The sequence below is a fragment of the Streptomyces rubradiris genome (assembly GCF_016860525.1).
In the GTDB taxonomy this organism is placed as follows: domain Bacteria; phylum Actinomycetota; class Actinomycetes; order Streptomycetales; family Streptomycetaceae; genus Streptomyces; species Streptomyces rubradiris.
Window position 1 is genome coordinate 1,445,581 of sequence record NZ_BNEA01000001.1, and the last position, 24,033, is coordinate 1,469,613.

The window sequence follows — 24,033 nt, forward strand, 5'->3', positions numbered from 1 at the left end:
ATGGATCTTGGACTGAAGGACCGGGTGTACGTCGTCACCGGAGCCACCCGGGGACTGGGCAACGCCACCGCGCGGGAACTCGTCGCGGACGGGGCGAAGGTGGTCGTCAGCGGCCGGGACGAGCAGCGGGTCGCCGAGGCCGCCGCCGCCCTGGGCCCGAACGCGGTGGGCGTGGCCGTGGACAACGCCGACCCGAGCGCCCCGGAGCGGCTGATCGCGGCGGCCCGGGAGAACTTCGGGGGCTTCCACGGGGTGCTGGTGAGCGTGGGCGGTCCGGCGCCCGGGTTCGTCGCCGACAACACCGACGAGCAGTGGCGGGACGCGTTCGAGTCGGTCTTTCTCGGCGCGGTACGGCTGGCCCGCGCGGCGGCGGCCGAGCTGCCGGAGGGCGGGGTCATCGGGTTCGTGCTGTCCGGCTCTGTGCACGAGCCGATCCCGGGGCTGACGGTGTCCAACGGGCTGCGGCCGGGGCTCGCCGGGTTCGCCAAGTCGATCGCCGACGAGCTGGGGCCGCGCGGCATCCGGGTGGTGGGGCTGCTGCCGGGCCGGATCGACACCGATCGCGTGCGCGAGCTGGACGCGCGGTCCGCCGACCCCGAGGCCACCCGGACGGCGAACGCGTCCCGGATTCCGCTGCGCCGCTACGGCCGGCCCGACGAGTTCGGCCGGACCGCCGCGTTCTTGCTGTCCCCGGCCGCGTCGTACCTGACCGGGGTCATGGTCCCGGTCGACGGCGGCATGCGGCACGGGTTCTGACGGCGGCGCCCGCCTCGGCAGGGCCGGTGCGCGCCGTGCGCTCCCTGCCGTCCCGCCGGGCCGTGGGCATGGCCCGGCGGGTCCGGAGCCCGGCATGAGTCCCCGAGACGGCTATTCGCCGAGGCCGGCCAAGTCGCGCAGGCGGCGGGCCTGGGCGGCACGTTCGGCCGTGCGCTGCTCCTCGTAGGTACGGTCGAGGGCACCGCGCAGCAGCGCCTTGGTCTCCACCACCGCGTCGCGCGGCGCGGCCAGCAGCGCCGCCGCCAGGTCCCGTGCCGTCGCGTCCAGGTCGGCAGCCGGCACGGCGAGGTTGGCCAGCCCGCTCGCCACCGCCTCCTCGGCCCCGACGAACCGCCCGGTCGCGCAGATCTCCAGCGCGCGGGCGTACCCGACGAGGCCGACCAGCGGGTGGGTGCCGGTCAGGTCGGGGACGAGGCCGAGGCTGGTCTCGCGCATGGCGAACTGGACGTCGTCGGCGACGACCCTGAGGTCGCAGCCGAGCGCGAGCTGGAAGCCGGCCCCGATGGCATGGCCCTGGACGGCGGCGATGGACACGAGGTCGGTGCGCCGCCACCAGGTGAACGCCTCCTGGTATTCGGCGATGGTCGCGTCGATCCCGGCGTCGTCGCGACGCGCGAGGTCGACGAAGGTCGGCTCGCCCGGAATCCCCTCCGGGGTGAACATGCGACGGTCCAGCCCGGCGGAGAAGGACTGGCCCTCGCCGCGCAGCACGACCACCCGGACGGAGCCCGGCAGCAGCCGCCCGGCCTCGGCGAGCGCCCGCCACAGGGCGGGGGTCTGCGCGTTGCGCTTGGCCGGGTTGGTCAGCGTCACCGTGGCGAGGGCGTCCTCGACGGTGAGCCGTACGCCGTCCTTGTCGAGTGCGGGAGCGAGGTCCTGGTCGGGCGAAGCCATGGGGTGCCTCCGATGGGTGCGGTCAGCAGAGCTGAGCTAAGTGACTGCACAGTAACCACCCGGCCGGTCGGTCCGCCGACCGGGTGGCCACCATCGAAGCCGATGGGCCGCCCGGAGTCAGGACGAAGCGGCCTTCTTACCCCGGGTCGCTCCGCCACGCCCACGGAGCGTGACGCCCGACTCGCTGAGCATCCGGTGCACGAAGCCATACGAGCGGCCGGTCTCTTCGGCCAGCGCCCGGATGCTCGCACCGGAGTCGTACTTCTTCTTCAGGTCTGCCGCGAGCTTGTCGCGCGCGGCGCCGGTCACCCGGCTGCCCTTCTTCAGAGTCTCGGCCACCCGTGCCTCCTCATGGGAAGTGCGCTCTGGTCTCCTCATGATCACCCCTCCTGGGCGTGATGGCCACCCATTCGGCAAGGTCGGTGAGACATCGTTGTGACGACAGGAGGGGTTCCCCACAACCGGAATACGAGATTCCAACGGGTGGGGTCCAGGGGTCCGTACGGGTGGATTCGCGAAGTACCAGGTCAGGAACGCCGAGCGGCCGACCCCTGGCTACTGGGGGGTCGGCCGCGAAATCCGTGTATGACACACCTCGATACGAGGAGATCTCACACAGATGATGGATCACGGATAGGCCGAATGATCCATGCGGGACGCATCCGGCCCGTCGATCACGCCAGGGTGACGAGATCCGCGTAGTCGGAACCCCACAGGTCCTCGACGCCGTCCGGGAGCAGGATGATCCGCTCCGGCTGGAGCGCCTCGACGGCGCCCTCGTCGTGGGTGACGAGGACGACCGCGCCCTTGTAGGTGCGCAGGGCGCCGAGGATCTCCTCGCGGCTGGCCGGGTCCAGGTTGTTCGTCGGCTCGTCAAGGAGCAGCACGTTCGCCGAGGAGACGACCAGCGTGGCGAGGGCGAGCCGGGTCTTCTCGCCGCCGGAGAGGACCCCGGCCGGCTTGTCGACGTCGTCGCCGGAGAACAGGAACGAGCCGAGCACCTTGCGGACCTCGACCAGGTCCATGTCGGGGGCGGCCGAGCGCATGTTCTCCAGGACCGTGCGGTCGGGGTCCAGGGTCTCGTGCTCCTGGGCGTAGTAGCCGAGCTTCAGGCCGTGGCCGGGGACGACCCGGCCGGTGTCCGGCGTCTCCACGCCCGCGAGGAGGCGCAGCAGCGTGGTCTTGCCCGCGCCGTTGAGGCCGAGGATGACGACCCGGGAGCCCTTGTCGATGGCGAGGTCGACGTCGGTGAAGATCTCCAGCGAGCCGTACGACTTCGACAGGCCCTCGGCCATCAGCGGGGTCTTGCCGCAGGGCGCGGGCTCCGGGAAGCGGAGCTTGGCGACCTTGTCGGACATCCGGATGTCCTCGAGGCCGGAGAGCAGCTTCTCGGCGCGGCGGGCCATGTTCTGCGCGGCGACCGTCTTGGTGGCCTTGGCGCGCATCTTGTCGGCCTGGGCGTTGAGCGCGGCGGCCTTCTTCTCGGCGTTGGCGCGTTCGCGCTTGCGGCGCTTCTCGTCGGCCTCGCGCTGCTGCTGGTACAGCTTCCAACCCATGTTGTAGATGTCGATCGCGGAGCGGTTGGCGTCCAGGTAGAACACCTTGTTCACGACCGTGTCCACGAGGTCGACGTCGTGGGAGATGACGATGAAGCCGCCGCGGTAGGACTTCAGGTAGTCCCGCAGCCAGATGATCGAGTCCGCGTCGAGGTGGTTGGTGGGCTCGTCCAGCAGCAGGGTGTCGGCGTCGGAGAACAGGATCCGGGCCAGCTCGATACGGCGGCGCTGACCGCCGGAGAGGGTGTGCAGCGGCTGGCCGAGCACCCGGTCGGGCAGGTTCAGCGCGGCGGCGATGGTGGCGGCCTCGGCCTCGGCGGCGTACCCGCCCTTGGTGAGGAACTCCGTCTCCTGGCGCTCGTACTGCTTCAGGGCCTTCTCGCGGGTCGAGCCCTTGCCGTTGGCGATGCGCTCCTCGTTCTCCCGCATCTTGCGGATCAGCACGTCGAGGCCGCGCGCGGACAGGATGCGGTCGCGGGCGAGGACGTCGAGGTCACCGGTGCGGGGGTCCTGCGGGAGGTAGCCGACCTCGCCGGAGCGGGTGATCGTGCCGGCGGCCGGGATGCCCTCGCCGGCCAGGCACTTGGTGAGGGTGGTCTTGCCTGCGCCGTTGCGGCCGACGAGGCCGATGCGGTCGCCCTTGGCGACACGGAAGGTGGCGTTCTCGATGAGGACGCGCGCACCGGCGCGCAGCTCGATACCGGAGGCGGAGATCACGGACAGACTCCAGGGCGTACAGGGATTGGCGGGTGGGCGGCTGAGGACGTTCCCGCCGTCTAATGCGCGAGGAGAATGGCCATGGGGCCCAGTCTAACGGGGCGGTGCAAGCAGTTTTCCTGCGTCCCGGTGACCGGGCACGGGGTGGGCGGGAGTTTGCCCAGGGGGCGGCGGTGAGCAGTCCGTCGTCCCGGAGCGTGATCGCCTCCCGTGTGCGGGGGGCACGACGACGGGGCGGTGCCCCACGCGCGCGTACCGCCGGTGCGGGACGCCACCGCGGTGTCGTCCCCGGCCACGACGGCGCCCCACGCCGAGGCACCAGGTCCGGTCCGGGTACGCGGGCGCCGCCGAGCGCCCGGCGGAGGTACGCGGCCAGGGGCGAGGGGGGTGCCCAAAAGGCGCGGGGGGTGCGGGCGCACCGGGTGGCCGCCCGGGAGCCGGTGGGCGGGGCGGGCCGGTGGGGCGTGGGGACCCGGGAAGTCAGGCGTGGGGGGACCCGGGAAGTCACCCGGGCGGGTAATGCCCGTGTCCGGCGGGATGTGGCGGTTTCGGGTGTTGTGTGCGGTGGGAAGCGAAGACGCGTGCGGTGCGACGGCCGCCGGAGGACGACGGAATCGGTGCGCGAAGGAGTGGTCGGCATGGCGGGCACGGGCGGCGGCGGACGGCCGGGCATCTGCCCCACGCTGCTGTACACGGACGCGAAGGCGGCGATCAGGCAGCTCACCGAGGGCCTGGGCTTCACCGAGCTGTCGGTGTACGAGACGGCGGACGGCACGGTCCTGCACGCCGAGCTGGTCCAGGCCGGCGGCGTGGTGATGGTCGGCTCCAAGGGCCGCGGCGGCCCCCTCGACGCCGCCCTGGAGCACGCGGGCCCCGCCGGGGTGTACGTCGTGGTGGACGACGTGGACACCCACCACGAGCGGGCCGCGGCACACGGGGTGGAGATCCTGATGCCCCCGGCGGACCAGGACTACGGTGCCCGGGAGTACCTGGCCCGGGACGCCGGGGGGAACATCTGGAGCTTCGGGACGTACGCCCCGGAGACCGGGGTGGTCTGAGCCGCCCCGGCGGTGCTCAGCCCCCGGTGTGCACCTGGAACGCGGCCCGGCGCACGGCCTTGGCCAGCGCCGGGTCGGGGTGCGCCGCGGCGAGCGCGACCAGCACCTGCACGGTGCGCGGGTGGCCGACCGCGCGGACCTCTTCGAGCAGCTGGGGCACGGTGGGCTGCACGGCGGACTCCAGGTGCCGCACCAGCATCGGCGCCTCACCGTGGTCGGCGACCGCGGCGGCGGTGTCCACCCACAGCCAGGTGGCCTCCTGCCGGGTGAGCACCTCGTGGGCGTCCTCCGGGTCGACCCCGTCGTGCTCGGCGAGCCACAGCAGGGCGTACGGCCGCAGCGCCGGCTCCCGCACCACCGCCCGTACGTCGGGCTCGGCGGGCGCGCCGACGACGCGCAGCGCCTCGAAGGCCAGCCCGCGCAGCAGCGCGTCGTCGCCGCGGGCGGCGTCGATCAGCTCGGTGACGGCGCTGCCGACGGGGCGGGCGGCGAGCCAGGCGCGGTACTCGGCGCGGGCCGCGTTGGGGCGCAGCTGGGCACAGCCGCGCAGCATGTCCTCGGCGGACTGCTCGATGTTGCCGGCGGGGCTCTGCGCGGCCACGCAGATCTGCTCCAGCTTGACCCACACCGCCCAGCTGCCCAGCGGGGTGAGGGTGGCCTGGCCGCCGCCGTAGGTGAGGGCGCCGACCGAGGCGAGGGCCCGCAGCGCCCAGTCGAGCAGCGGGGCGAGCGGGGCGTCGGCGGCGGGCGCGGCGGCGGCCGGGACGGGTGATCCGGCGGGCCGTCCGGTGCCGGGTTCGTAGGCGATCTCGCAGCGTTCGGTGCGCAGTTCGGTGACCCGCTGCTGGAGCAGGTCGAGCAGCTGCTCCACCGGGACCGGGCCGGCCGAGAGCTGGAGGAAGGAGAGCACCTGGGGCATGGCCGAGACGACTTCGGCGACGGCGGCCGGCTCGTGCTCCGCGGGCTCGGGGGAGGCGAGCGACCAGGCGTCGAAGAGGGCGACCCAGCCGCGCAGTACGGCGCTGTCGTCGCGGTCCCAGGCGCGCAGCCGCCAGCCGGGCCGGGCGCTGTCGCCGTGCACCTCGACGAGTCCGGCGAGGCGGGCGGTGTCCCAGTCGGCGCGGACCTGGGCGACGGTCAGGCCCAGGTCGGCGGCGGCGCGTTCGGCGGTGGCGTCGGAGAGGGTCGCCTTGCCGTCGGCGGTGGCGCCGTGCCGGCCGGGGCCGAGGGCGGTGTCGGCCCAGCGGGCGACGCGGACCGCGCCGGCCAGACCGGCACGGGCCATTCCGGCCAGTTCGGCGGGGGCGGGCGTGCCCTCGGGCGGCCGGGGCGCCGGGCGGCGCGGACGCCGCTGGTTCACAGCTCTGGGGGCGGCGGCCAGGGGTCGAGGTCGGACGAGTCGGAGCCTGGAGTCGCGCGGGATACGGGACGTCACGGGTGCAGTCTTCCGGTTGACGGTCCGAAAACCCAAACGGAATGTCAGGGCGGGCACCGGGGCCGGGCAGGGCACGGGGCGCGGGGCGGTGGGAGGGACAGGATCGAGCCAGTCGTACGACGGTGTCCGGATCGGTCCCACGGCCGTAACCGGAATGCCGGGCACCGGCCCTCGCGGGTCCCGGCGCCCGGGGTCACAGCAGCGGGGTGAGGAACCTGCGCAGCCGTTCCTCGTACTCCTCGGGGTCCGCGTTCCACATCGCCGCGTGCGGGGCGTCCGGGACGGTGTGCAGGGTGACGAGGCCGGGCCGGCGCCGGGCGAGCCGGCGGGAGTACTCCCAGGGCGCGACCCGGTCGTCCGGGCCGTGCACGAGCAGGGTGGGCACCTGGAGCCGGTCCGGGCCGCCCGGCTCGGCGAGCCCGTCGGGGTGCAGTCCGGCCCGGCCCTGCGCGGCCCGCACCGCGAGCGGCAGCAGCGGCTCCGGGGTGTGCCGGGCCCGGGCCAGCGCGCGCAGCGTGGCCGGCCAGCTGAGGACCGGGGAGTCCAGGACGAGCCCGGCGACGCGGTCGCGGACCTGGGAGTGCTCGGCGGCGCGCAGGGCCATGGCGGCGCCGGTGGACCAGCCCAGGAGGACGACGCGGCGGGCGCCGTGGCGGACGGCGTACCGGATGGCCGCCTCGACGTCCCGCCACTCCGTCTCGCCGAGGTGGTTCAGCCGGTCCGGCGGGCGGGGGGCGCCGGGGTCGCCGCGGTAGGCGAGGGCGAGGACGGGCAGCCGGCGGGCGTGCAGGAAGCCCATGACGTTCAGGGCGTGCTCCCGGGTGGTGCCGAGGCCGTGTACGGCGATCACCCAGGTGTCCCGGCCGCCGGGCACGAACCAGGCGGGCAGGGCACCGAGTTCGCCGGGCACGTCGACGTCGGTGTGGTCCAGGCCGAGGGCGGTGCGGGGGTTGCCGACGTACAGGTTGGGGGTGAGCCAGGCCGCGTCGCCGGCCGTGAAGGTGCCGTGGGTGACGCGTTCCAGGCGCCGTACGACGGTGTCGGCGGCGTGCGGGGTCCCCTCCACGACGGGGCCGACGACCGCGTGCGAGCCGTCGCCGGCGAGACCGTAGACGCCGGGGCGCAGACTGGCCAGGTCGCGAGTGAGCGTGATCCGGTCGGCGGCCGCGCCGTGCACGGTGAGCCGGGGCTCGGTCGGCAGCGGGCGGCCCGCGGACACCTTCAACGCGGCGTCGCTGGCGAGCCGGCCGACGACCACGGAAGCCGTGCCGGCGGCCAGGAAGGCGGTGACCGCGCCGGCGGTCGCTGAGACGGTGCGCACGGATCCAGTGTCACGGCGGCGCCGGGCGGCGGCCAGCCGAAGCGCCGGGCGGGGTGAGGGCGCTGGGACGGGAGAGGGGCGGGGTGAGGGGGCTGGGACGGAAGCGGGGCGGGGTGCGGAGGGTGGGAGGGCCGGGCGCGGGGGCGTGGGCGGGGTGCCGTCGCGCCGGGGTGGGGTGCGTACGCGCCAGGGCCAGGGCGACGTGCCGGCGCGGCGCGGCCGGGCGGCAATGTGCCGGGGCCGGAGCCACGTACCGGCGTGCCGGGGCCAAGGGTCGTCGCGGCGGGCCGGGGCGGGCCGGTCCGCGAGGGTGCGGCGGAGCGCGGCGAGCGGGGCCGGCCGGGCCCGGTCGTGCGCGGCCGGGGTGCCGGACGTCGCCATGGCCATGACCGTCATCGGCTGCCGGGGCCAAGGCGAGGCCGCCGACGGCCGGCACCCCGGCCGCACGGCGAGCCCGGCCGGCCGGAGCCGGCGGAGCAGGGCCAGTGCGGTCGGCACGGTTCGGTCGTACACGGCGCGCGCGATCGGTAGGACTCGGGCGTACGCGGCGCGTGCGGTCGGCAGGGCCCTGTCATACGCGGCGCGCGCGGTCGGCGAGGTGCCGTGCAGTGAGGCCGGTGGGCCCGGGCGGGACCGGTCGGGCGGGGTGCGGGGCGGGCTGTTGTTCGGCAAAAGGGGTCACCTCCGTTGGCCGTACCCCTTCAAACGTTCCCCGGCCTCCGCGACTTGTGCCTCGGTGAGCAGGGACGGGGTCAGGCCCGGCACCGACGACGCGGTCAGCCACAGGCGGCACATCCACTCCAGCTGGGCGGTGCGGTCGTAGGCCTGGTCCAGGGTGGCGCCGTAGGTGACCGTGCCGTGGTTGCGCAGCAGGCAGCCGGAGCGGCCGGCGAGAGCCCGGAGCATGTTCCCGGCCAGCTCGTCGGTGCCGTAGGGGGCGTAGGGAGCGACCCGTACGGGACCGCCGAGGGCGGCGGCCATGTAGTGGACCGGCGGCAGCTCGGGGACGAGCGTGGAGACCGCGGTGGCGTGCACGGCGTGGGTGTGGACGACCGCGCGGGCGTCGGTGGCGCGGTAGACGGCGAGGTGCATGGGCAGCTCGCTGGTCGGCACGAGGGTGCCGAGCACCTGGCGGCCGGTGAGGTCGACGCCGGTGAGGTCGGCGGGGGTGAGCCGGTCGTAGGGCACGCCCGAGGGGGTGACCAGGACGAGGTCGCCGAGGCGGGCGGAGACGTTGCCGGAGGTGCCGACCACCAGCCCGTCGGCGACGGTCCGCCGCGCCGTGGCGACCACCTCCGCCCAGAGCCGCGTCACGTCCTGCCGTGGGTCCTCCCCCGCGTCCACCCCGACGGCCGGCCCCGCGCCCTCCCCCGCGCCCCGGCGCACGCCCTCCCCCTCGGCCTGCCGCTCGCCCGGTCGCCCATCCCGTCGTCCGTCCGGTCGCCCATCCCGTCGTCCGTCCGGTCGCCCGTCCTTCGCGTTCCGTCGTGGTTCAGCCATGCGGTGATCCTGCCAGCCGGGGGGGACGGGGAGCGGCGGCCGGTGGATCCGGGGCGGAAACCGTGAGGCCGAACGGGGGGATTTCGGTGTGAAACGCCTGAAATCGCCCAGAGTGCCGTGATCGGCGGACCTTGAATGACTCACTCCTGCCCACTCCACGAGCGCCGCCGCCCGCGAGGGCCGGCGCGCCCGTCGTCCGCCACCCCGGGGGAACCGCATGGCCCGTGTACCCACCCTTGCCCGCCGCCGCGCGAGCGTCCTCGCGGCGGCCGTGGCGGCGGTCCTCGCCCTCACCGGTCCCGCGACCGCCGCCGCCAAGCCGCCCAAGGGCCATGACGTGTCGTCGTACCAGCGGCACGTGAAATGGCCGGACGCGCGGAAGAAGGGGGCGCGGTTCGTCTACGTCAAGGCGACCGAGTCCACCGGCTACCGCAACCCCTACTTCACCGAGCAGTACTCCGGCGCCCGCAAGGCCGGCATGATCCGGGGCGCGTATCACTTCGCCCGCCCCGACCGGTCCTCCGGCGCCAAGCAGGCCGCGTACTTCGTGAAGCACGGCGGCGGCTGGCGGGGGGACGGCTGGACTCTGCCGCCCGCGCTCGACATCGAGTACAACCCCTACGGCTCGCGCCAGTGCTACGGACTGAGCAAGAAGCGCATGGTCGCCTGGATCCGTTCGTTCAGCGACGAGACCCGGCGCAGAACCGGCCGCCGCCCGGTGATCTACACGACGACCCAGTGGTGGAAGCTGTGCACCGGCAACAGCCGGGCGTTCTCGAAGAACCACCCGCTGTGGATCGCCCGGCACGGCACCGCGAAGCCCGGGGCGCTGCCCGGCGGCTGGCGGTACTGGACGTTCTGGCAGTACCGCACGAAGGGCACGCTGCCGGGTGACCAGGATCTCTTCAACGGCACCCTGGACCGGCTGCGGATCTTCGCGCGGGGCCGGTAGCCAAGGGGTGTCCGACCTGGAGGGGCGGAACAGAACCCGGGTATGGGATTGCCGACACCGCCGTGCCCGCCCCAGTTCATCTTCCGTTCACCCAGGTTGCCTACGTTCATCCAGCCAACGACCTCGAACGATTGCCTGGGTAAATGGAAAGCTTCTCGCTGATCCTCGCGATTGTGGTGGTAACCGCTCTCGCGTTCGATTTCACGAACGGTTTCCACGACACCGCGAACGCGATGGCCACCACCATCTCCACAGGCGCCCTGAAGCCCAAGATCGCGGTGACCATGTCCGCCGTCCTCAACCTCGCGGGCGCCTTCCTCTCCGTGGAGGTCGCGAACACGATCTCCAAGGGTCTCGTCGACGAGACCGGCATCCGGCCCGAGGTCATCTTCGCCGCCCTGGTCGGCGCGATCCTCTGGAACCTGCTGACCTGGCTGGTGGGCCTGCCGTCCAGTTCCTCGCACGCCCTGATGGGCGGCCTGGTCGGCGCCACCGTCGCCTCCGCCGGCTTCGACGGCGTCCACGGCGGCGTCCTGGTCACCAAGGTGCTGCTCCCCGCCGTCGCCGCGCCGGTCGTGGCGGGCCTCGCCTCGTTCCTGGCCACCCGGCTCTCCTACCGCGTCGGCGGCACCGGCGACACCGAGGCGACCCGCAAGGGCTACCGCGTCGGCCAGATCGCCTCCGCCGGCCTGGTCTCGCTCGCGCACGGCACCAATGACGCCCAGAAGACGATGGGCATCATCACCCTCGCGCTGATCGCGGGCGGCTCCCTCGCCCCCGGCGCCAACCCTCCCACCTGGGTGATCCTCTCCGCCGGCCTGGCCATCGCGCTCGGCACCTACATCGGCGGCTGGCGCATCATCCGCACCATGGGCAAGGGCCTGACCGACCTGGAGCCGCGCCAGGGCTTCGCCGCCCAGACCGGCGCCGCGACCGCCATCCTGGCCTCCTCCCACCTCGGCTTCTCCCTCTCCACCACCCACGTCGTCTCCGGCTCGGTGATGGGCGCGGGCCTCGGCCGCAAGGGCGGCGTGGTCCGCTGGTCCACCGCGACCCGCATGGCCGTCGCCTGGGTGCTCACCCTGCCGGCCGCCGCGCTGGTCGGCGCGGGCGCCGAGTCCGTCACCGACCTCGGTGACTGGGGCACCGCCGCCGTCGCCGTCTTCCTGGTCGCCGCGAGCGCCGCCATCTGGAAGATCTCCCGCCGCGAGGTCGTGGACCACACCAACGTGGTCGAGGAGACCGGCGAGCCGGCCGGTGTCGTCACCACCGCCATCGCCGCGGTCACCCCGCCGCCCGCCGGGCCGCTCGCCGACAGCCTGACGGCCCCGGCCACCGCCGACCTGAGGACCGCCGGCCTGACGGCCACGATCCCCGCCCCGGCCGCCGAACCGGCCCCCGCCGCCCCGCCGGCCGCCACGGTCTGACCCGCCCGCACGGTTACTGAAGGAAGCAATCCGCATGAAGATCGACTGGGCGGCCCTCGGCTCCGTGCTGGGCGTCAGCGTCGTGTTCACGGTGGGCCTGGTGGCCCTGTTCACCCTCGGCATCAACGGACTGTCCCGCCGCGAGCGGACCACGGCCCAGGGCGGCTCCGCCGCGCTCGCCGTCACCGGCGCCTACGCCTGCTTCGCCGCCTGCGCGGCGGCCGTGGCCTACGGCATCTACCTGATCGTGGCCTGACCGCAGGCCCCCGATCCCGCCTCCGCCCCGCCGACCGGCCCACCCGCCGGACCCGGCGGGGCGGACGCATGTCCCGGCGGCCCCGAAGACCCGCCCGGCGCCCCGGCGATGTGGGCCTCAGCACAGTCGGGCATCCCAGGTCAAAGGCAAGTTGACGGCCCTTCCGGGCACGTGGTGGACTGCCCAGGCCATGTACGGCGGCAGCAGAGGAAGCCGGTGCGAATCCGGCGCGGTCCCGCCACTGTCACCGGGGAAGAACTCCCCGGGAGCCAGGAACTCTCGCCGCCGGAATCCGTCGAACCAGGGCGTGGACACCCTGAGTGAGGACACGAATCGCCATGCTCGGCTGCCGAAGGACCCGTACCAGGAACGCCCCTGTGCCCACGGCCGGCTGAGCCGATGGGTGCCGACCGCACATACGCGTACGGTGCCGCCGCCGGCGTCCTCGGCGATCTGCTCCTCGGCGATCCCCGCCGCGGGCACCCGGTCGCCGCGTTCGGCCGCGCGGCCACGGCCGTGGAAGGCGCCTTGTGGCACGACCACCGGGGCTGGGGCGCCGTGCACACCGCCGTATGCGCCGGTGGCGCCGTCGCGCTCGGGGCGCTGGCCGCACGCGCCGTACGCCCCTCCGGTACCGCCTCCGTCGCGCTGACCGCCGCCGCCACCTGGGCCGTCGTCGGCGGCACCTCGCTCGCCCGCGAGGCCCAGGCGATCGGGCGCGCCCTGGCCGCCGGGGACACCGAGGCCGCCCGCGCCCGGCTGCCCCACCTGTGCGGCCGGGACCCGCAGGCGCTGGACGCCGACGGGATGGCCCGGGCCGTGGTCGAGTCGGTCGCCGAGAACACCTCCGACGCCGTGGTGGGCGCCCTGGTGTGGGGAGCCGTGGCCGGGGTGCCGGGGCTGCTCGGGTTCCGGGCCGTCAACACCCTGGACGCGATGGTGGGTCACAAGTCGCCCCGGCACCGCCGCTACGGCTGGGCCTCCGCCCGCCTCGACGACGTCGCCGGCTGGCCCGGCGCCCGGCTCACCGCCCTACTCGCCACCGTCGCCGGACCCGACCCGCGCGGCGCCCTGCGCGCCTGGAAGGCCGACGCCCGCAAGCACCCGAGCCCCAACGCCGGTCCCGTGGAGGCCGCCTTCGCGGGCGCCCTCGGCGTCCGGCTCGGCGGAACGCTCTCCTACGGCGGCCGGGTCGAACACCGGCCCGTACTCAACGGCGGCAGCGGACGGCCGGTCCGGGTCACCGACATCGACCGGGCGGTACGGCTCTCCCGCCGCGTCGGCCTGCTCGCCCTCGGCACCACGCTCGCCGCGCGCGCACTGCTGAAAGGACGTGGGAAGTGAACGGTGGTCTCCTCGTGGCTGGCACCACCTCGGACGCCGGCAAGAGCGTCGTGACCGCCGGGATCTGCCGGTGGCTGGCGCGCCAGGGCGTGAAGGTGGCGCCGTTCAAGGCGCAGAACATGTCCCTGAACTCGTTCGTGACCCGGGAGGGCGCGGAGATCGGCCGCGCCCAGGCCATGCAGGCCCAGGCCTGCCGGATCGAGCCGACCGCGCTGATGAACCCGGTGCTGCTCAAGCCCGGCGGCGAGCAGAGCAGCCAGGTCGTGCTGCTCGGCAAGCCGGTGGGCGAGCTGAGCGCGCGCGGCTACCACGGCGGGCGCCAGCAGCGGCTGCTGGGCACGGTGCTGGACTGCCTGGCCGAACTGCGGGGCACGTATGACGCGGTGATCTGCGAGGGGGCGGGCAGCCCGGCCGAGATCAACCTGCGGCGGACCGACATCGTCAACATGGGCATCGCGCGGGGCGCGCGGCTGCCGGTGCTGGTGGTGGGTGACATCGACCGCGGGGGCGTCTTCGCGTCCTTCTTCGGCACGGTCGCCCTGCTCTCCCCCGAGGACCAGGAACTCGTCGCCGGATTCCTGGTGAACAAGTTCCGCGGCGACGTCGGCCTGCTCGAACCCGGCCTGGAGATGCTGCACGGCCTCACCGGGCGGCGGACCTACGGCGTGCTGCCCTTCCGGCACGGGCTCGGCATCGACGAGGAGGACGGACTGCGCGTCTCCCTGCGGGGCACCGTACGGGAGTCCGCCGTCACTCCCCCGGTCGGCGAGGACGTGCTCCGCGTCGCCGTGTGCGCGATCCCGCTGATGTCCAACTTCACCGACGTGGACGCGCTCGCCGCCGAACCGGGCGTCGTCGTACGGTTCGTGGACCGGCCGGAGGAACTGGCCGACGCCGACCTCGTGGTGATCCCGGGCACCCGCGGCACCGTACGGGCACTGCAGTGGCTGCGGGAACGCGGACTGGCGGACGCCCTCGTACGCCGGGCCGCCGAACGCCGCCCCCTGCTCGGCATCTGCGGCGGCTTCCAGATCCTCGGCGAGCACATCGAGGACGAGGTCGAAAGCCGTCAGGGACACGTCGACGGGCTCGGCATCCTGCCCGTGCGCGTGCGCTTCGCCCGCGAGAAGACCCTCACCCGGCCCAGCGGACAGGCCCTCGGCGAGCACGTCGACGGCTACGAGATCCACCACGGCGTGGCCACCGTCGAGGGCGGCGAACCCTTCCTGGACGGCTGCCGCGCCGGCCAGACCTGGGGCACCCACTGGCACGGCTCCCTGGAGTCGGACGGCTTCCGGCGGGCCTTCCTGCGCGAGGTGGCCGCCGCCGCGGGCCGCCGCTTCGTGCCCGCGCCGGACACCTCCTTCGCCGCGCTGCGCGAGGAGCAGCTCGACCGGCTCGGCGACCTCATCGAACAGCACGCGGACACGGACGCGCTGTGGCGGCTCATCGAGTCCGGCGCGCCGCAAGGACTGCCCTTCATTCCACCGGGAGCGCCCGCATGAGCACAGTGTTGTTGTTGTCGACCGCCGACACGGATCTGCTGGCGGCCCGGGCCTCGGGCGCCGGCTACCGCATCGGCAACCCCACCCGGGTCGACGTCGCCGGGGAACTGCCGGCCCTGATCGAGGGCGCGGACCTCGCCGTCGTACGGCTGCTGGGCGGCAAGCGGGCCTGGGAGGACGGGCTGGCCGCGCTGAAGGCGTCCGGCATCCCGACCGTGCTGCTGGGCGGCGAGACCGTACCCGACGCCGAACTGATGGCCGAGTCCTCGGTGCCCGCCGGTGTGGTCGCGGAAGCCCTGAAGTACCTGGTCGAGGGCGGCCCCGCCAACCTGCTGGAGCTGTCCCGGTTCCTGTCGGACACCGTGCTGCTGACCGGCGAGGGCTTCGAGGAGCCGCGCCGCATGCCCGAGTTCGGCGTGCACGGCGCCTACGACATCCGGGACGGCCGCCCGACCGTGGGCGTGCTGTTCTACCGGGCGCACGAACTGAGCGGCAACACCGCCTTCGTGGACCCCCTGTGCCAGGCGATCGAGGCGGCCGGCGCCAACGCCCTCCCCGTGTACTGCGGTTCGCTGCGCGGCGCGGACCCCGCGCTGTACGAACTGCTGGGGCGGGCCGACGCCCTGGTGGCCACCGTCCTCGCCGCCGGCGGCACCCACGCCTCCCAGGCCTCCGCGGGCGGCGACGAGGAGTCCTGGGACATCGGCGCGCTCGCCGACCTCGACGTCCCCGTGCTGCAAGGGCTGTGCCTCACCTCCTCGCGCGCCGCGTGGGAGGAGTCCGACGCCGCCCTGTCCCCCATGGACGCGGCGATGCAGGTCGCCATCCCCGAGTTCGACGGCCGGCTGGTCACCGTCCCCTTCTCCTTCAAGGAACAGGGCCCCGACGACGTCCCGGTGTACGTCGCCGACCCCGAGCGGGCCGCCCGGGTCGCCGGGATCGCCGTCCGGCACGCCCGGCTGAAGCACAAGCCGAACGCCGAGAAGAAGGTCGCCCTCGTCTTCACCGCCTACCCGACCAAGCACTCGCGGGTCGGCAACGCCGTCGGCCTGGACACCCCCGCGTCGGCCGTCCGGGTGCTCGACGCGCTCCGCGACGCCGGCTACTCGCTGACCGAATACCCGGACGGCGGCGACGAGTTGATCCACCGGCTCATCGAGGCCGGCGGTCACGACGTGGAGTGGCTGACCGAGGAGCAGCTGGCCGCCGCGCCCGCGCGGGTGCCGCTCGCCGACTACCGGGCCTGGTTCGAGAAGCTGGACCCCGAGCTGCGGGACGCGATGACCGAGGCGTGGGGCGAACCCCCGGGCAGCCTCTACGTGGACGGCGACGACATCGTGCTCGCCTCCCTCCAGTACGGCAACGTCGTCGTCATGATCCAGCCGCCGCGCGGCTTCGGCGAGAACCCGATCGCGATCTACCACGACCCCGACATGCCTCCCTCCCACCACTACATGGCGGCCTACCGCTGGCTGGAGAACAGCTTCGGCGCCGACGCGATCGTGCACATGGGCAAGCACGGCACCATGGAGTGGCTGCCCGGCAAGGGCCTCGGGCTCTCGCGCGGCTGCGCCCCGGACGCGGTCCTCGGCGAACTGCCGCTGATCTACCCGTTCATCGTCAACGACCCCGGCGAGGGCACCCAGGCCAAGCGGCGCGGGCACGCCACCGTGGTCGACCACCTGGTGCCGCCGATGGCCCGCGCGGACACCTACGGCGACCTGGCCAAGCTGGAACAGCTCCTCGACGAGTACGCGCTGGTCAGCGACCTCGACCCGGCGAAGGCCCCGGCCGTCCGCGCGCAGATCTGGACGCTCGTCAAGGCGGCGGAACTGCACCACGACCTGCACGTGGACGAGCAGCCGGACGACGACGAGTTCGACGAGTTCGTCATGCACATCGACGGCTACCTGTGCGAGATCAAGGACGTCCAGATCCGCGACGGCCTGCACATCCTCGGCGGCGGCCCGGTCGGTGACCCGCGGGTGAACCTCGTACTGGCCGTACTGCGCGCCTCACAGGTGTGGGGCGGCCGGGCCAACGCCCTGCCCGGCCTGCGGGCCTCACTCGCGGCCCACTTCGGGCTGGTGGAAAAGGAGTTGCTGGCCGAGCCGGGCGCCCCGGTGAAGGTCCCGGTGGAGCTGACGGACCTGATGGAGGGCCCGGCCCGGTCCGCCGCCGACGCCATCGACCTGCTGGAGCAGATGTGCCGGCGGATCGCGGAGGGCATGGAGGCCCGGGCGTGGGACCGTACGGTGGTCCCGGCCGTCCTGCGGGGCGTGCTCGGCGCCGAACTGCCCGACGCGGTCGCGGTACTGGAGTTCGCGTGCGACGAGGTCGTGCCGCGGCTGGCGCGCACCACCGACGAGATCGGGCACATCCTGCGGGCCCTGGACGGCGGTTACGTCCCGGCCGGCCCGTCCGGCTCCCCGACCCGCGGCCTGGTGAACGTCCTGCCGACGGGCCGCAACTTCTACTCCGTCGACCCCAAGGCCATCCCGTCCCGGCTGAGCTGGGAGGTCGGGCAGTCGCTGGCGGACTCGCTGGTGCAGCGGTACCTGAGCGACACCGGGGAGTACCCGAAGTCCGTGGGCCTCACCGTGTGGGGCACCTCCGCGATGCGCACCCAGGGCGACGACATCGCCGAGATCCTGGCCCTGCTCGGCTGCCGCCCGGTGTGGGACGAGGCCTCGCGCCGGGTGACCGGCTTCGAGGTGATCCCCCTGGCCGAACTAGGGCGACCTCGCATCGACGTCACGGTCCGCATCTCCGGGTTCTTCCGGGACGCGTTCCCGCATGTGGTCGGGCTGATCGACGACGCGGTCCGGGCGGTGGCGGAGCTGGACGAGCCGGCCGAGTCCAACTACGTGCGGGCGCACGTGGACGAGGACGCGGCCGAGCACGGCGACCGGCGCCGCGCCACCGCCCGCATCTTCGGCTCCAAGCCGGGTGCTTACGGCGCGGGCCTGCTGCCGTTGATCGACGCGCGGAACTGGCGCAGCGACGCGGACCTCGCCGAGGTGTACGCGGTGTGGGGCGGCTACGCCTACGGCCGCGGGCTCGACGGACGGGCGGCACGCGGCGACATGGAGACGGCGTTCCGGCGGATCGCGGTGGCGGCGAAGAACGTCGACACGCGTGAGCATGACCTGGTCGACGCGGACGACTACTTCCAGTACCACGGCGGCATGGTCGCCATGGTCCGGCACCTGACGGGCGCCAGCCCCGAGGCCTACGTGGGTGATTCGGCCGTCCCCGACCAGGTGAAGACCCGGACACTGGGCGAGGAGACGCACCGGGTGTTCCGGGCCCGCGTGGTCAACCCGCGCTGGATGGCGGCCATGCGCCGGCACGGGTACAAGGGCGCCTTCGAGATGGCGGCGACCGTGGACTACCTGTTCGGCTACGACGCCACGGCGGGCGTGGTGGACGACTGGATGTACGAGAAGCTGAGCGCGGAGTACGTCTTCGACCCGGAGAACCGGGACTTCATGAAGAAGTCCAACCCGTGGGCGCTGCGCGGCATCACCGAACGCTTGCTGGAAGCGGCGGACCGTGGGCTGTGGGCGGAGCCGGACGCGGACACGCTGGAGCGGCTGCGCGCCACGTACCTGGAGCTGGAAGGCGACTTGGAGGGCGACCAGTGACAACCCCGTTTCCCTTTACGGCCGTTGTCGGCCAGGACGACCTGCGGCTGGCCTTGCTCCTCAATGCCGTCAGCCCCGCAGTGGGTGGTGTGCTGGTGCGCGGCGAGAAGGGCACCGCCAAGTCGACGGCGGTGCGGGCGCTCTCGGCGCTGCTGCCCGCGGTGGCCGTCGTGCCCGGGTGCCGGTTCTCGTGCGACCCGGCCGCGCCCGACCCCTCGTGCCCGGACGGCCCGCACGAGGCGGGCAACGGCACCGAGCGGCCCGCGCGCATGGTCGAGCTGCCCGTCGGTGCCTCCGAGGACCGGCTGGTCGGCGCGCTGGACATCGAGCGGGCGCTCGCGGAGGGTGTCAAGGCTTTCGAGCCCGGTCTGCTGGCCGACGCCCATCGGGGCATCCTCTACGTCGACGAAGTGAACCTCTTGCACGACCACCTGGTCGACCTGCTGCTGGACGCGGCCGCGATGGGTGCCTCGTACGTCGAGCGCGAGGGCGTCTCCGTGCGGCACGCCGCGAAGTTCCTGCTCGTCGGGACCATGAACCCGGAAGAGGGCGAGCTGCGGCCGCAGTTGCTCGACCGGTTCGGGCTCACCGTGGAGGTCGCCGCCTCGCGGGAGCCGGACCAGCGGGTGGAGGTCGTGCGGCGGCGCCTCGCCTACGACGACGATCCCGCCGGGTTCGCCGCCCAGTGGGCGCAGGAAGAGGCCGCCGTGCGGCAGCGGATCGTCGCCGCGCGGGAGTTGCTGCCGCAGGTGCGGCTCGGTGACGCGGCGCTGCGGCAGATCGCGGCGACCTGCGCGGCTTTCGAGGTGGACGGCATGCGCGCCGACATCGTGATGGCTCGGACCGCGACGGCGCTGGCCGCGTGGGCCGGGCGGACGGACGTACTCGCCGAGGATGTGCGGCAGGCGGCGCTGCTGGCGTTGCCGCATCGCAGGCGCCGTGCACCCTTCGACGCGCCGGGCCTGGACGAGGACAAGCTGGACGAGACGCTGGAGCAGTACTCCGGGGACGACGGCGACGACGAGCCGGACCCGGATGGTCCCGGCGGCGGTGGGCAGCCGGCGCCGGACAGCGGTCCGCAGGGCGATGGCGGTGAGGCCGCGCGGCCGGAGGCCGGTGAGGGCGGGGAGCCGCAGGCGTCCGGCGCGGGCGAGCAGTCGGCCGTACGGGCCGCCGAGCCCTTCCGCACCAAGGTGCTGAGCGTCCCCGGGATCGGCGAGGGTGCCGCCGGGCGGCGCTCGCGGGCGCGGACCGAGCACGGGCGCACCACGGGGGCACGCCGGCCGCAGGGGACGCTGACCAAGCTGCATCTGGCGGCCACCGTGCAGGCCGCGGCGCCGCATCAGCGGGCGCGGGGACGGTCCGGGCCGGGGCTGGTCGTGCGCCGGGACGACCTGCGGCAGGCGACCCGCGAAGGGCGTGAGGGAAACCTCGTCCTGTTCGTCGTGGACGCCTCCGGTTCGATGGCCGCGCGGCAGCGGATGAGTGCCGTGAAGGGTGCCGTGCTGTCGTTGCTGCTGGACGCCTACCAGCGGCGGGACAAGGTGGGGCTGGTGACCTTCCGGGGCAGTTCGGCGGAGGTCGCGCTGCCGCCCACCTCGTCCGTCGACGCCGCCGCCGCGCGCCTGGAGTCGCTGCCGACCGGCGGTCGTACGCCGCTGGCGGCCGGGCTGCTGAAGGCGCACGAGGTGCTGCGCGTGGAGCGGCTGCGGGACCCGGCGCGGCGACCGCTGGTGGTCGTGGTGACGGACGGACGGGCCACGGGCGGTCCGGAGCCTGTGCTGCTCGCGTCCAGGGCCGCCGGGCTGTTCGCGGCCGAGGGCGTCGCCTCGGTGGTCGTGGACTGTGAGTCGGGGCCGGTGCGGCTCGGGCTCGCCGGGCGGCTCGCCGCCGATCTCGGCGGTACCGCCGTGACGCTGGACGAGCTGCGGGCGGACGCGATCGCCGGGCTGGTGAAGGGTATTCAGGGCAGGAGGGCCGCGTAGTGCCGCAGGGACAGCCGAGTGTCGTACCGAACGACGGGCTGACGACGCGTCAGCGGCGGAACCGTCCGCTGGTCGTGGTGCACACGGGCGTCGGCAAGGGCAAGTCCACCGCCGCGTTCGGGCTCGCGCTGCGCGCCTGGAACCAGGGGTGGCCCATCGGGGTGTTCCAGTTCGTCAAGTCGGCGAAGTGGAAGGTCGGCGAGGAGAACGCGCTGCGGGTGCTCGGTGCCTCCGGTGAGGGCGGCACTGTCGACTGGCACAAGATGGGCGAGGGCTGGTCGTGGGTCCAGCGCGATGCCCAGATGGACAACGAGGAGAAGGCCCGGGAGGGCTGGGAGCAGGTCAAGCGTGACCTGGCCGCCGAGACGTACCGGCTGTACGTGCTGGACGAGTTCGCGTACCCGATGCACTGGGGGTGGGTGGACACCGGCGAGGTGATCGAGGTGCTGCGGAACCGGCCCGGTACCCAGCACGTGGTGATCACCGGGCGGAACGCGCCTCGAGAACTGGTGGACTTCGCCGACCTCGTCACCGACATGTCCAAGGTCAAGCACCCCATGGACGTGGGGCAGAAGGGCCAGAAGGGCATCGAGTGGTGACATCGTCGGTGCCTCGGCTGGTCGTCGCCGCGCCCTCGTCGGGCAGCGGCAAGACCACCGTCGCCACGGGGCTGATGGCCGCGTTCGCCGCGCGGGGGCTCGCCGTGTCCCCGCACAAGGTCGGGCCGGACTACATCGACCCGGGGTACCACGCCCTCGCGACCGGGCGTACGGGGCGCAACCTGGACGCGTACCTGTGCGGGCCGGAGCTGATCGCTCCCCTGTTCCTGCACGGGGCGCGGGGGTGCGACCTGGCCGTGGTCGAGGGCGTGATGGGGCTGTACGACGGGGCGGCCGGGCAGGGTGAGCTGGCGTCCACCGCGCACGTGGCGAAGCTGCTGCGGGCGCCGGTGGTGCTGGTGGTCGACGCGTCCTCGCAGTCGCGGTCGGTTGCGGCGCTGGTGCACGGGTTCGCCTCGTGGGACCCGCGGGTGCGCCTCGGGGGCGTGATCCTGAACAAGGTCAGGTCCGACCGGCACGAGGAGCTGCTCAGAGAGGCACTGGATTCGGCCGGGGTGCCCGTCCTGGGGGTGCTGCGGCGGGTTCCGCAGGTGGACACGCCGTCCCGGCACCTGGGGCTGGTCCCGGTCGCCGAGCGGCGGGCCGACGCGGTGGACGCGGTCGCGGCGATGGCCGCGCAGGTCGAGCGGGGTTGCGATCTCGACGCTCTGTCGCGGCTGGCGAGCAGTGCGGGACCGCTGCCGGACGCTCCCTGGGAGGCGCCCGTCGGCGCGACGGGGCGGCGTGCGGTGGTCGCCGTGGCCGGCGGTCCGGCCTTCACCTTCTCCTACGCCGAGCACGCCGAGCTGCTCACCGCCGCCGGTGCCGAGGTCGTCGCCTTCGACCCCTTGCGGGACGAGCGACTGCCCGAGGGCACGGCGGGGCTGGTCGTCGGCGGGGGTTTCCCCGAGGTGTACGCCGCCGAGCTGTCCGCCAACGAGCCGCTGCGCGAGGCTGTCGCCGAACTGGCCCGCTCCGGCGCCCCCGTGGCCGCCGAGTGCGCCGGACTGCTGTACCTGTGCCGCGAGTTGGACGGCAGGCCGATGTGCGGTGTGCTGGACGCCACCGCGCGGATGACTGAGCGGCTGACGCTCGGCTACCGGGACGCCGTGGCGGTGGGCGACAGCGTGCTGGCGGCGGCCGGGACGCGGATGCGGGGGCACGAGTTCCACCGCACGGTCGTGGAGCCGGGCGCGGGTGCCGCTCCCGCCTGGGGGGTCACGGCTCCGGTGCGGCGGGTCGAAGGTTTCGTAGAGCAGGGCGTGCACGCGAGTTATCTGCACACGCACTGGGCGTCCGAGCCCGGTGTCGCCCGTCGGTTCGTGGAGAGGTGCCGGACGTCATGAGCAGCAGGCTGATCGGAGTCGGGGTCGGTCCCGGTGATCCGGAGCTGGTGACCGTCAAGGGGGTCAACGCCCTGCGCGCGGCCGATGTCGTCGTGGTGCCCGTCATGGACACCGGGGAGCGGGGGCGGGCCGAGGCGACGGTGGCGCACTACGTGCCCGCGGAGAAGATCGTACGGGTGGTGTTCGCGCTGAACGAGCGGACCGACCGGGCGCGCCGGGAGGCGGCCTGGGACGCGGCGGGTCGGCGGGTCGCCGGGCTGCTGGAGGCGCACGCGTGCGTCGCGTTCGCCACCATCGGCGACCCGAACGTGTACTCGACGTTCACCTATCTGGCGCAGACCCTCGTGGAGCTGGTGCCCGGTGTGGTCGTGGAGACGGTGCCGGGGATCACCGCGATGCAGGATCTCGCGGCGCGGTCGGGGGCGGTGCTGACGGAGGGCACCGAGCCGCTGACCCTGGTGCCGGTGACGGCCGGTGCGGCGGTGCTGAAGGAGGCGCTGGCCGGGCCGGGCACGGTGGTGGCGTACAAGTTCGGGCGGCAGGCCGCCGAGGTCGCCGCGGCGCTGGCGGAGACCGGGCGGCTCGCGGACGCGGTGTGGGGGTCGGCGCTGGGGCTGCCGGAGGAGTCGGTGCGGCCGGCCGCCGAGCTGGACGGGTCGCCGCTGCCGTATCTGTCGACGCTGATCGCGCCCCCGCGGCGGGACGGCGGCCGGGGCGGGAAGCTGTGAGACCGTCCCCGTCATCCGGTGACGCCCACCACCAGCCAGATGAACGCGACGCCCGCGACCGTGCACAGCAGGGTGGAGCGGGCGGGGTGGGCGTGGTGGGCCTCGGGGAGGATCTCGGCGGCGGCGAGGTAGAGCAGGGCGCCGCCGAACAGGCCGAGATAGCCGCCGAGGACGTTCTCCGGGATGGCGAGGAACGCGGACGCGGCGGCTCCGGCGACGGGGGCGACGGCGTCCGCGAAGAGCATGGCGAGGGCCTTGCGGCGGGCGTTGCCGTACAGGCGGGTGAGGGTGAAGGTGTTGAAGCCGTCCGCGAAGTCGTGGGCGATGACGGCGAGCGCGACCGCGGTGCCCATGCCGCCGCCCACCTGGAAGGACGCGCCGATCGCCACGCCGTCCATCAGGCTGTGCCCCACCATGGCGGCCGCCGCGGTCAGGCCCACCTCGGGGCTGCGGTGGCGGTGCCCGGCCGCGTCGCGTTCGACCGCGTCGTGCGGAACCGCCGCGTGCTCGGCCGCCGCGTGCCGGGCCGGCCCGTGCTCGGCCGCGTCGCGTTCGACCGCCCCGTGCGGGACCGCCGCGTGCTCGGCCGCGTCACCTTCAACCGCTTCGTGCCGGACCGCCGTGTGTTCGACCGCCCCGTGCGCGGCGCGGCGGGCCGCGAGCAGGCGTTCCACCAGATGGGCGAGGAGGAAGCCGGCCACGAACAGCAGCAGCGCGGCCGGGACGCCGTGGATCTCGTGGTCGGCCGCCCTCAGGGCCTCGGGCAGCAGGTCCAGGCCGACCACGCCGAGCATCAGCCCGCCGGCCAGGCCCAGCACCAGATGGCGGCGGTCGGTCACGCGCTGTGCCGTCCAGCCGCCGGCCAGCGTCATCAGGAACGCGCCGAGCGCGACGAAGACCGCCATACGCCCTTGCTATCGGATCGACCCGGGTTCCCGCACGTCCGACGGCAGTCACCGCAGTTCTCGCAGTACTCGTAGGAGAGG

The 24,033-nt window shown here is 74.1% G+C and carries 19 protein-coding genes and 1 riboswitch; of the genes, 12 read left to right on the top strand and 7 right to left on the bottom strand.

Features of this window, described 5'->3' with window-relative positions:
- On the top strand, positions 1–756 hold the full coding sequence (locus Srubr_RS06740; protein WP_189998088.1) for an SDR family oxidoreductase: 756 nt from the start codon (positions 1–3) through the stop codon (positions 754–756).
- 111 nt (positions 757–867) lie between these two features.
- On the opposite strand, the gene Srubr_RS06745 is transcribed toward Srubr_RS06740, so the two are convergent.
- From Srubr_RS06745 to abc-f, 3 genes are all read right to left on the bottom strand, one after another.
- On the bottom strand, positions 868–1,671 hold the full coding sequence (locus Srubr_RS06745) for an enoyl-CoA hydratase/isomerase family protein (protein WP_189998089.1): 804 nt from the start codon (positions 1,669–1,671) through the stop codon (positions 868–870).
- Positions 1,672–1,788: 117 nt separating this feature from the next.
- Positions 1,789–2,010 (bottom strand): helix-turn-helix domain-containing protein, encoded by a 222-nt coding sequence (locus Srubr_RS06750; RefSeq protein ID WP_004002281.1) that lies wholly within the window; start codon positions 2,008–2,010, stop codon positions 1,789–1,791.
- A 335-nt stretch (positions 2,011–2,345) separates the two neighbouring features.
- Complete coding sequence (abc-f, locus tag Srubr_RS06755) at positions 2,346–3,944, bottom strand: ribosomal protection-like ABC-F family protein (protein WP_189998090.1); 1,599 nt, start codon at positions 3,942–3,944, stop codon at positions 2,346–2,348.
- A 638-nt stretch (positions 3,945–4,582) separates the two neighbouring features.
- Here abc-f and Srubr_RS06760 point away from each other — a divergent pair.
- On the top strand, positions 4,583–5,002 hold the full coding sequence (locus tag Srubr_RS06760) for a VOC family protein (RefSeq protein ID WP_189998091.1): 420 nt from the start codon (positions 4,583–4,585) through the stop codon (positions 5,000–5,002).
- 16 nt (positions 5,003–5,018) lie between these two features.
- Here Srubr_RS06760 and Srubr_RS06765 read toward each other — a convergent pair whose 3' ends face one another.
- The 3 genes from Srubr_RS06765 to Srubr_RS06775 all read right to left on the bottom strand — a co-directional run bounded on the left by Srubr_RS06765 (position 5,019) and on the right by Srubr_RS06775 (position 9,258).
- Positions 5,019–6,437: a hypothetical protein gene (locus Srubr_RS06765; RefSeq protein WP_189998092.1), complete on the bottom strand. Its 1,419-nt coding sequence runs from the start codon at positions 6,435–6,437 to the stop codon at positions 5,019–5,021.
- A 193-nt stretch (positions 6,438–6,630) separates the two neighbouring features.
- Positions 6,631–7,758 carry an alpha/beta hydrolase gene (locus tag Srubr_RS06770; RefSeq protein WP_189998093.1) on the bottom strand — a complete coding sequence of 376 codons (1,128 nt, stop codon included), beginning with the start codon at positions 7,756–7,758 and terminating at the stop codon, positions 6,631–6,633.
- A gap of 678 nt (positions 7,759–8,436) precedes the next feature.
- A complete protein-coding gene (locus Srubr_RS06775; protein WP_229926900.1) occupies positions 8,437–9,258 on the bottom strand; it encodes a class II aldolase/adducin family protein in 822 nt (273 codons plus the stop codon).
- A 217-nt stretch (positions 9,259–9,475) separates the two neighbouring features.
- Here Srubr_RS06775 and Srubr_RS06780 point away from each other — a divergent pair, with 217 nt between their 5' ends.
- The 10 genes from Srubr_RS06780 to cobI all read left to right on the top strand — a co-directional run bounded on the left by Srubr_RS06780 (position 9,476) and on the right by cobI (position 23,047).
- Positions 9,476–10,210, top strand: a complete 735-nt coding sequence (locus Srubr_RS06780) for a lysozyme (RefSeq protein ID WP_189998094.1) — start codon at positions 9,476–9,478, stop codon at positions 10,208–10,210.
- Positions 10,211–10,353: 143 nt separating this feature from the next.
- Positions 10,354–11,637, top strand: a complete 1,284-nt coding sequence (locus Srubr_RS06785; protein ID WP_189998095.1) for an inorganic phosphate transporter — start codon at positions 10,354–10,356, stop codon at positions 11,635–11,637.
- A gap of 34 nt (positions 11,638–11,671) precedes the next feature.
- Positions 11,672–11,893, top strand: coding sequence for a hypothetical protein (locus tag Srubr_RS06790; protein WP_189998096.1), 222 nt, complete (start codon positions 11,672–11,674; stop codon positions 11,891–11,893).
- A 158-nt stretch (positions 11,894–12,051) separates the two neighbouring features.
- Positions 12,052–12,194, top strand: a riboswitch (cobalamin riboswitch).
- A 98-nt stretch (positions 12,195–12,292) separates the two neighbouring features.
- Positions 12,293–13,237 (top strand): cobalamin biosynthesis protein, encoded by a 945-nt coding sequence (locus Srubr_RS06795; RefSeq protein WP_189998097.1) that lies wholly within the window; start codon positions 12,293–12,295, stop codon positions 13,235–13,237.
- Complete coding sequence (locus Srubr_RS06800; protein ID WP_189998098.1) at positions 13,234–14,742, top strand: cobyric acid synthase; 1,509 nt, start codon at positions 13,234–13,236, stop codon at positions 14,740–14,742. The genes Srubr_RS06795 and Srubr_RS06800 overlap by 4 nt, the downstream gene beginning before the upstream one ends.
- A complete protein-coding gene (gene cobN, locus Srubr_RS06805; RefSeq protein ID WP_189998099.1) occupies positions 14,739–18,389 on the top strand; it encodes a cobaltochelatase subunit CobN in 3,651 nt (1,216 codons plus the stop codon). The genes Srubr_RS06800 and cobN overlap by 4 nt, the downstream gene beginning before the upstream one ends.
- Entirely contained in the window at positions 18,386–20,374 is a 1,989-nt protein-coding gene (locus Srubr_RS06810) for a putative cobaltochelatase (RefSeq protein WP_189998100.1), read from the top strand. The genes cobN and Srubr_RS06810 overlap by 4 nt, the downstream gene beginning before the upstream one ends.
- Positions 20,374–20,973, top strand: coding sequence for a cob(I)yrinic acid a,c-diamide adenosyltransferase (gene cobO / locus Srubr_RS06815; protein WP_189998101.1), 600 nt, complete (start codon positions 20,374–20,376; stop codon positions 20,971–20,973). Before Srubr_RS06810 ends, cobO begins: the two co-directional genes overlap by 1 nt.
- Positions 20,970–22,319, top strand: coding sequence for a cobyrinate a,c-diamide synthase (locus Srubr_RS06820; RefSeq protein WP_189998102.1), 1,350 nt, complete (start codon positions 20,970–20,972; stop codon positions 22,317–22,319). The genes cobO and Srubr_RS06820 overlap by 4 nt, the downstream gene beginning before the upstream one ends.
- Positions 22,316–23,047 (top strand): precorrin-2 C(20)-methyltransferase, encoded by a 732-nt coding sequence (gene cobI, locus Srubr_RS06825; protein WP_189998103.1) that lies wholly within the window; start codon positions 22,316–22,318, stop codon positions 23,045–23,047. The genes Srubr_RS06820 and cobI overlap by 4 nt, the downstream gene beginning before the upstream one ends.
- 11 nt (positions 23,048–23,058) lie before the next feature.
- Here the strand turns inward: cobI and Srubr_RS06830 are convergent, their stop codons facing one another.
- The gene (locus Srubr_RS06830) at positions 23,059–23,952 is read right to left on the bottom strand and encodes a ZIP family metal transporter (RefSeq protein WP_189998104.1); all 894 of its coding nucleotides are present in this window, start codon (positions 23,950–23,952) and stop codon (positions 23,059–23,061) included.
- Positions 23,953–24,033 lie beyond the last annotated feature (81 nt).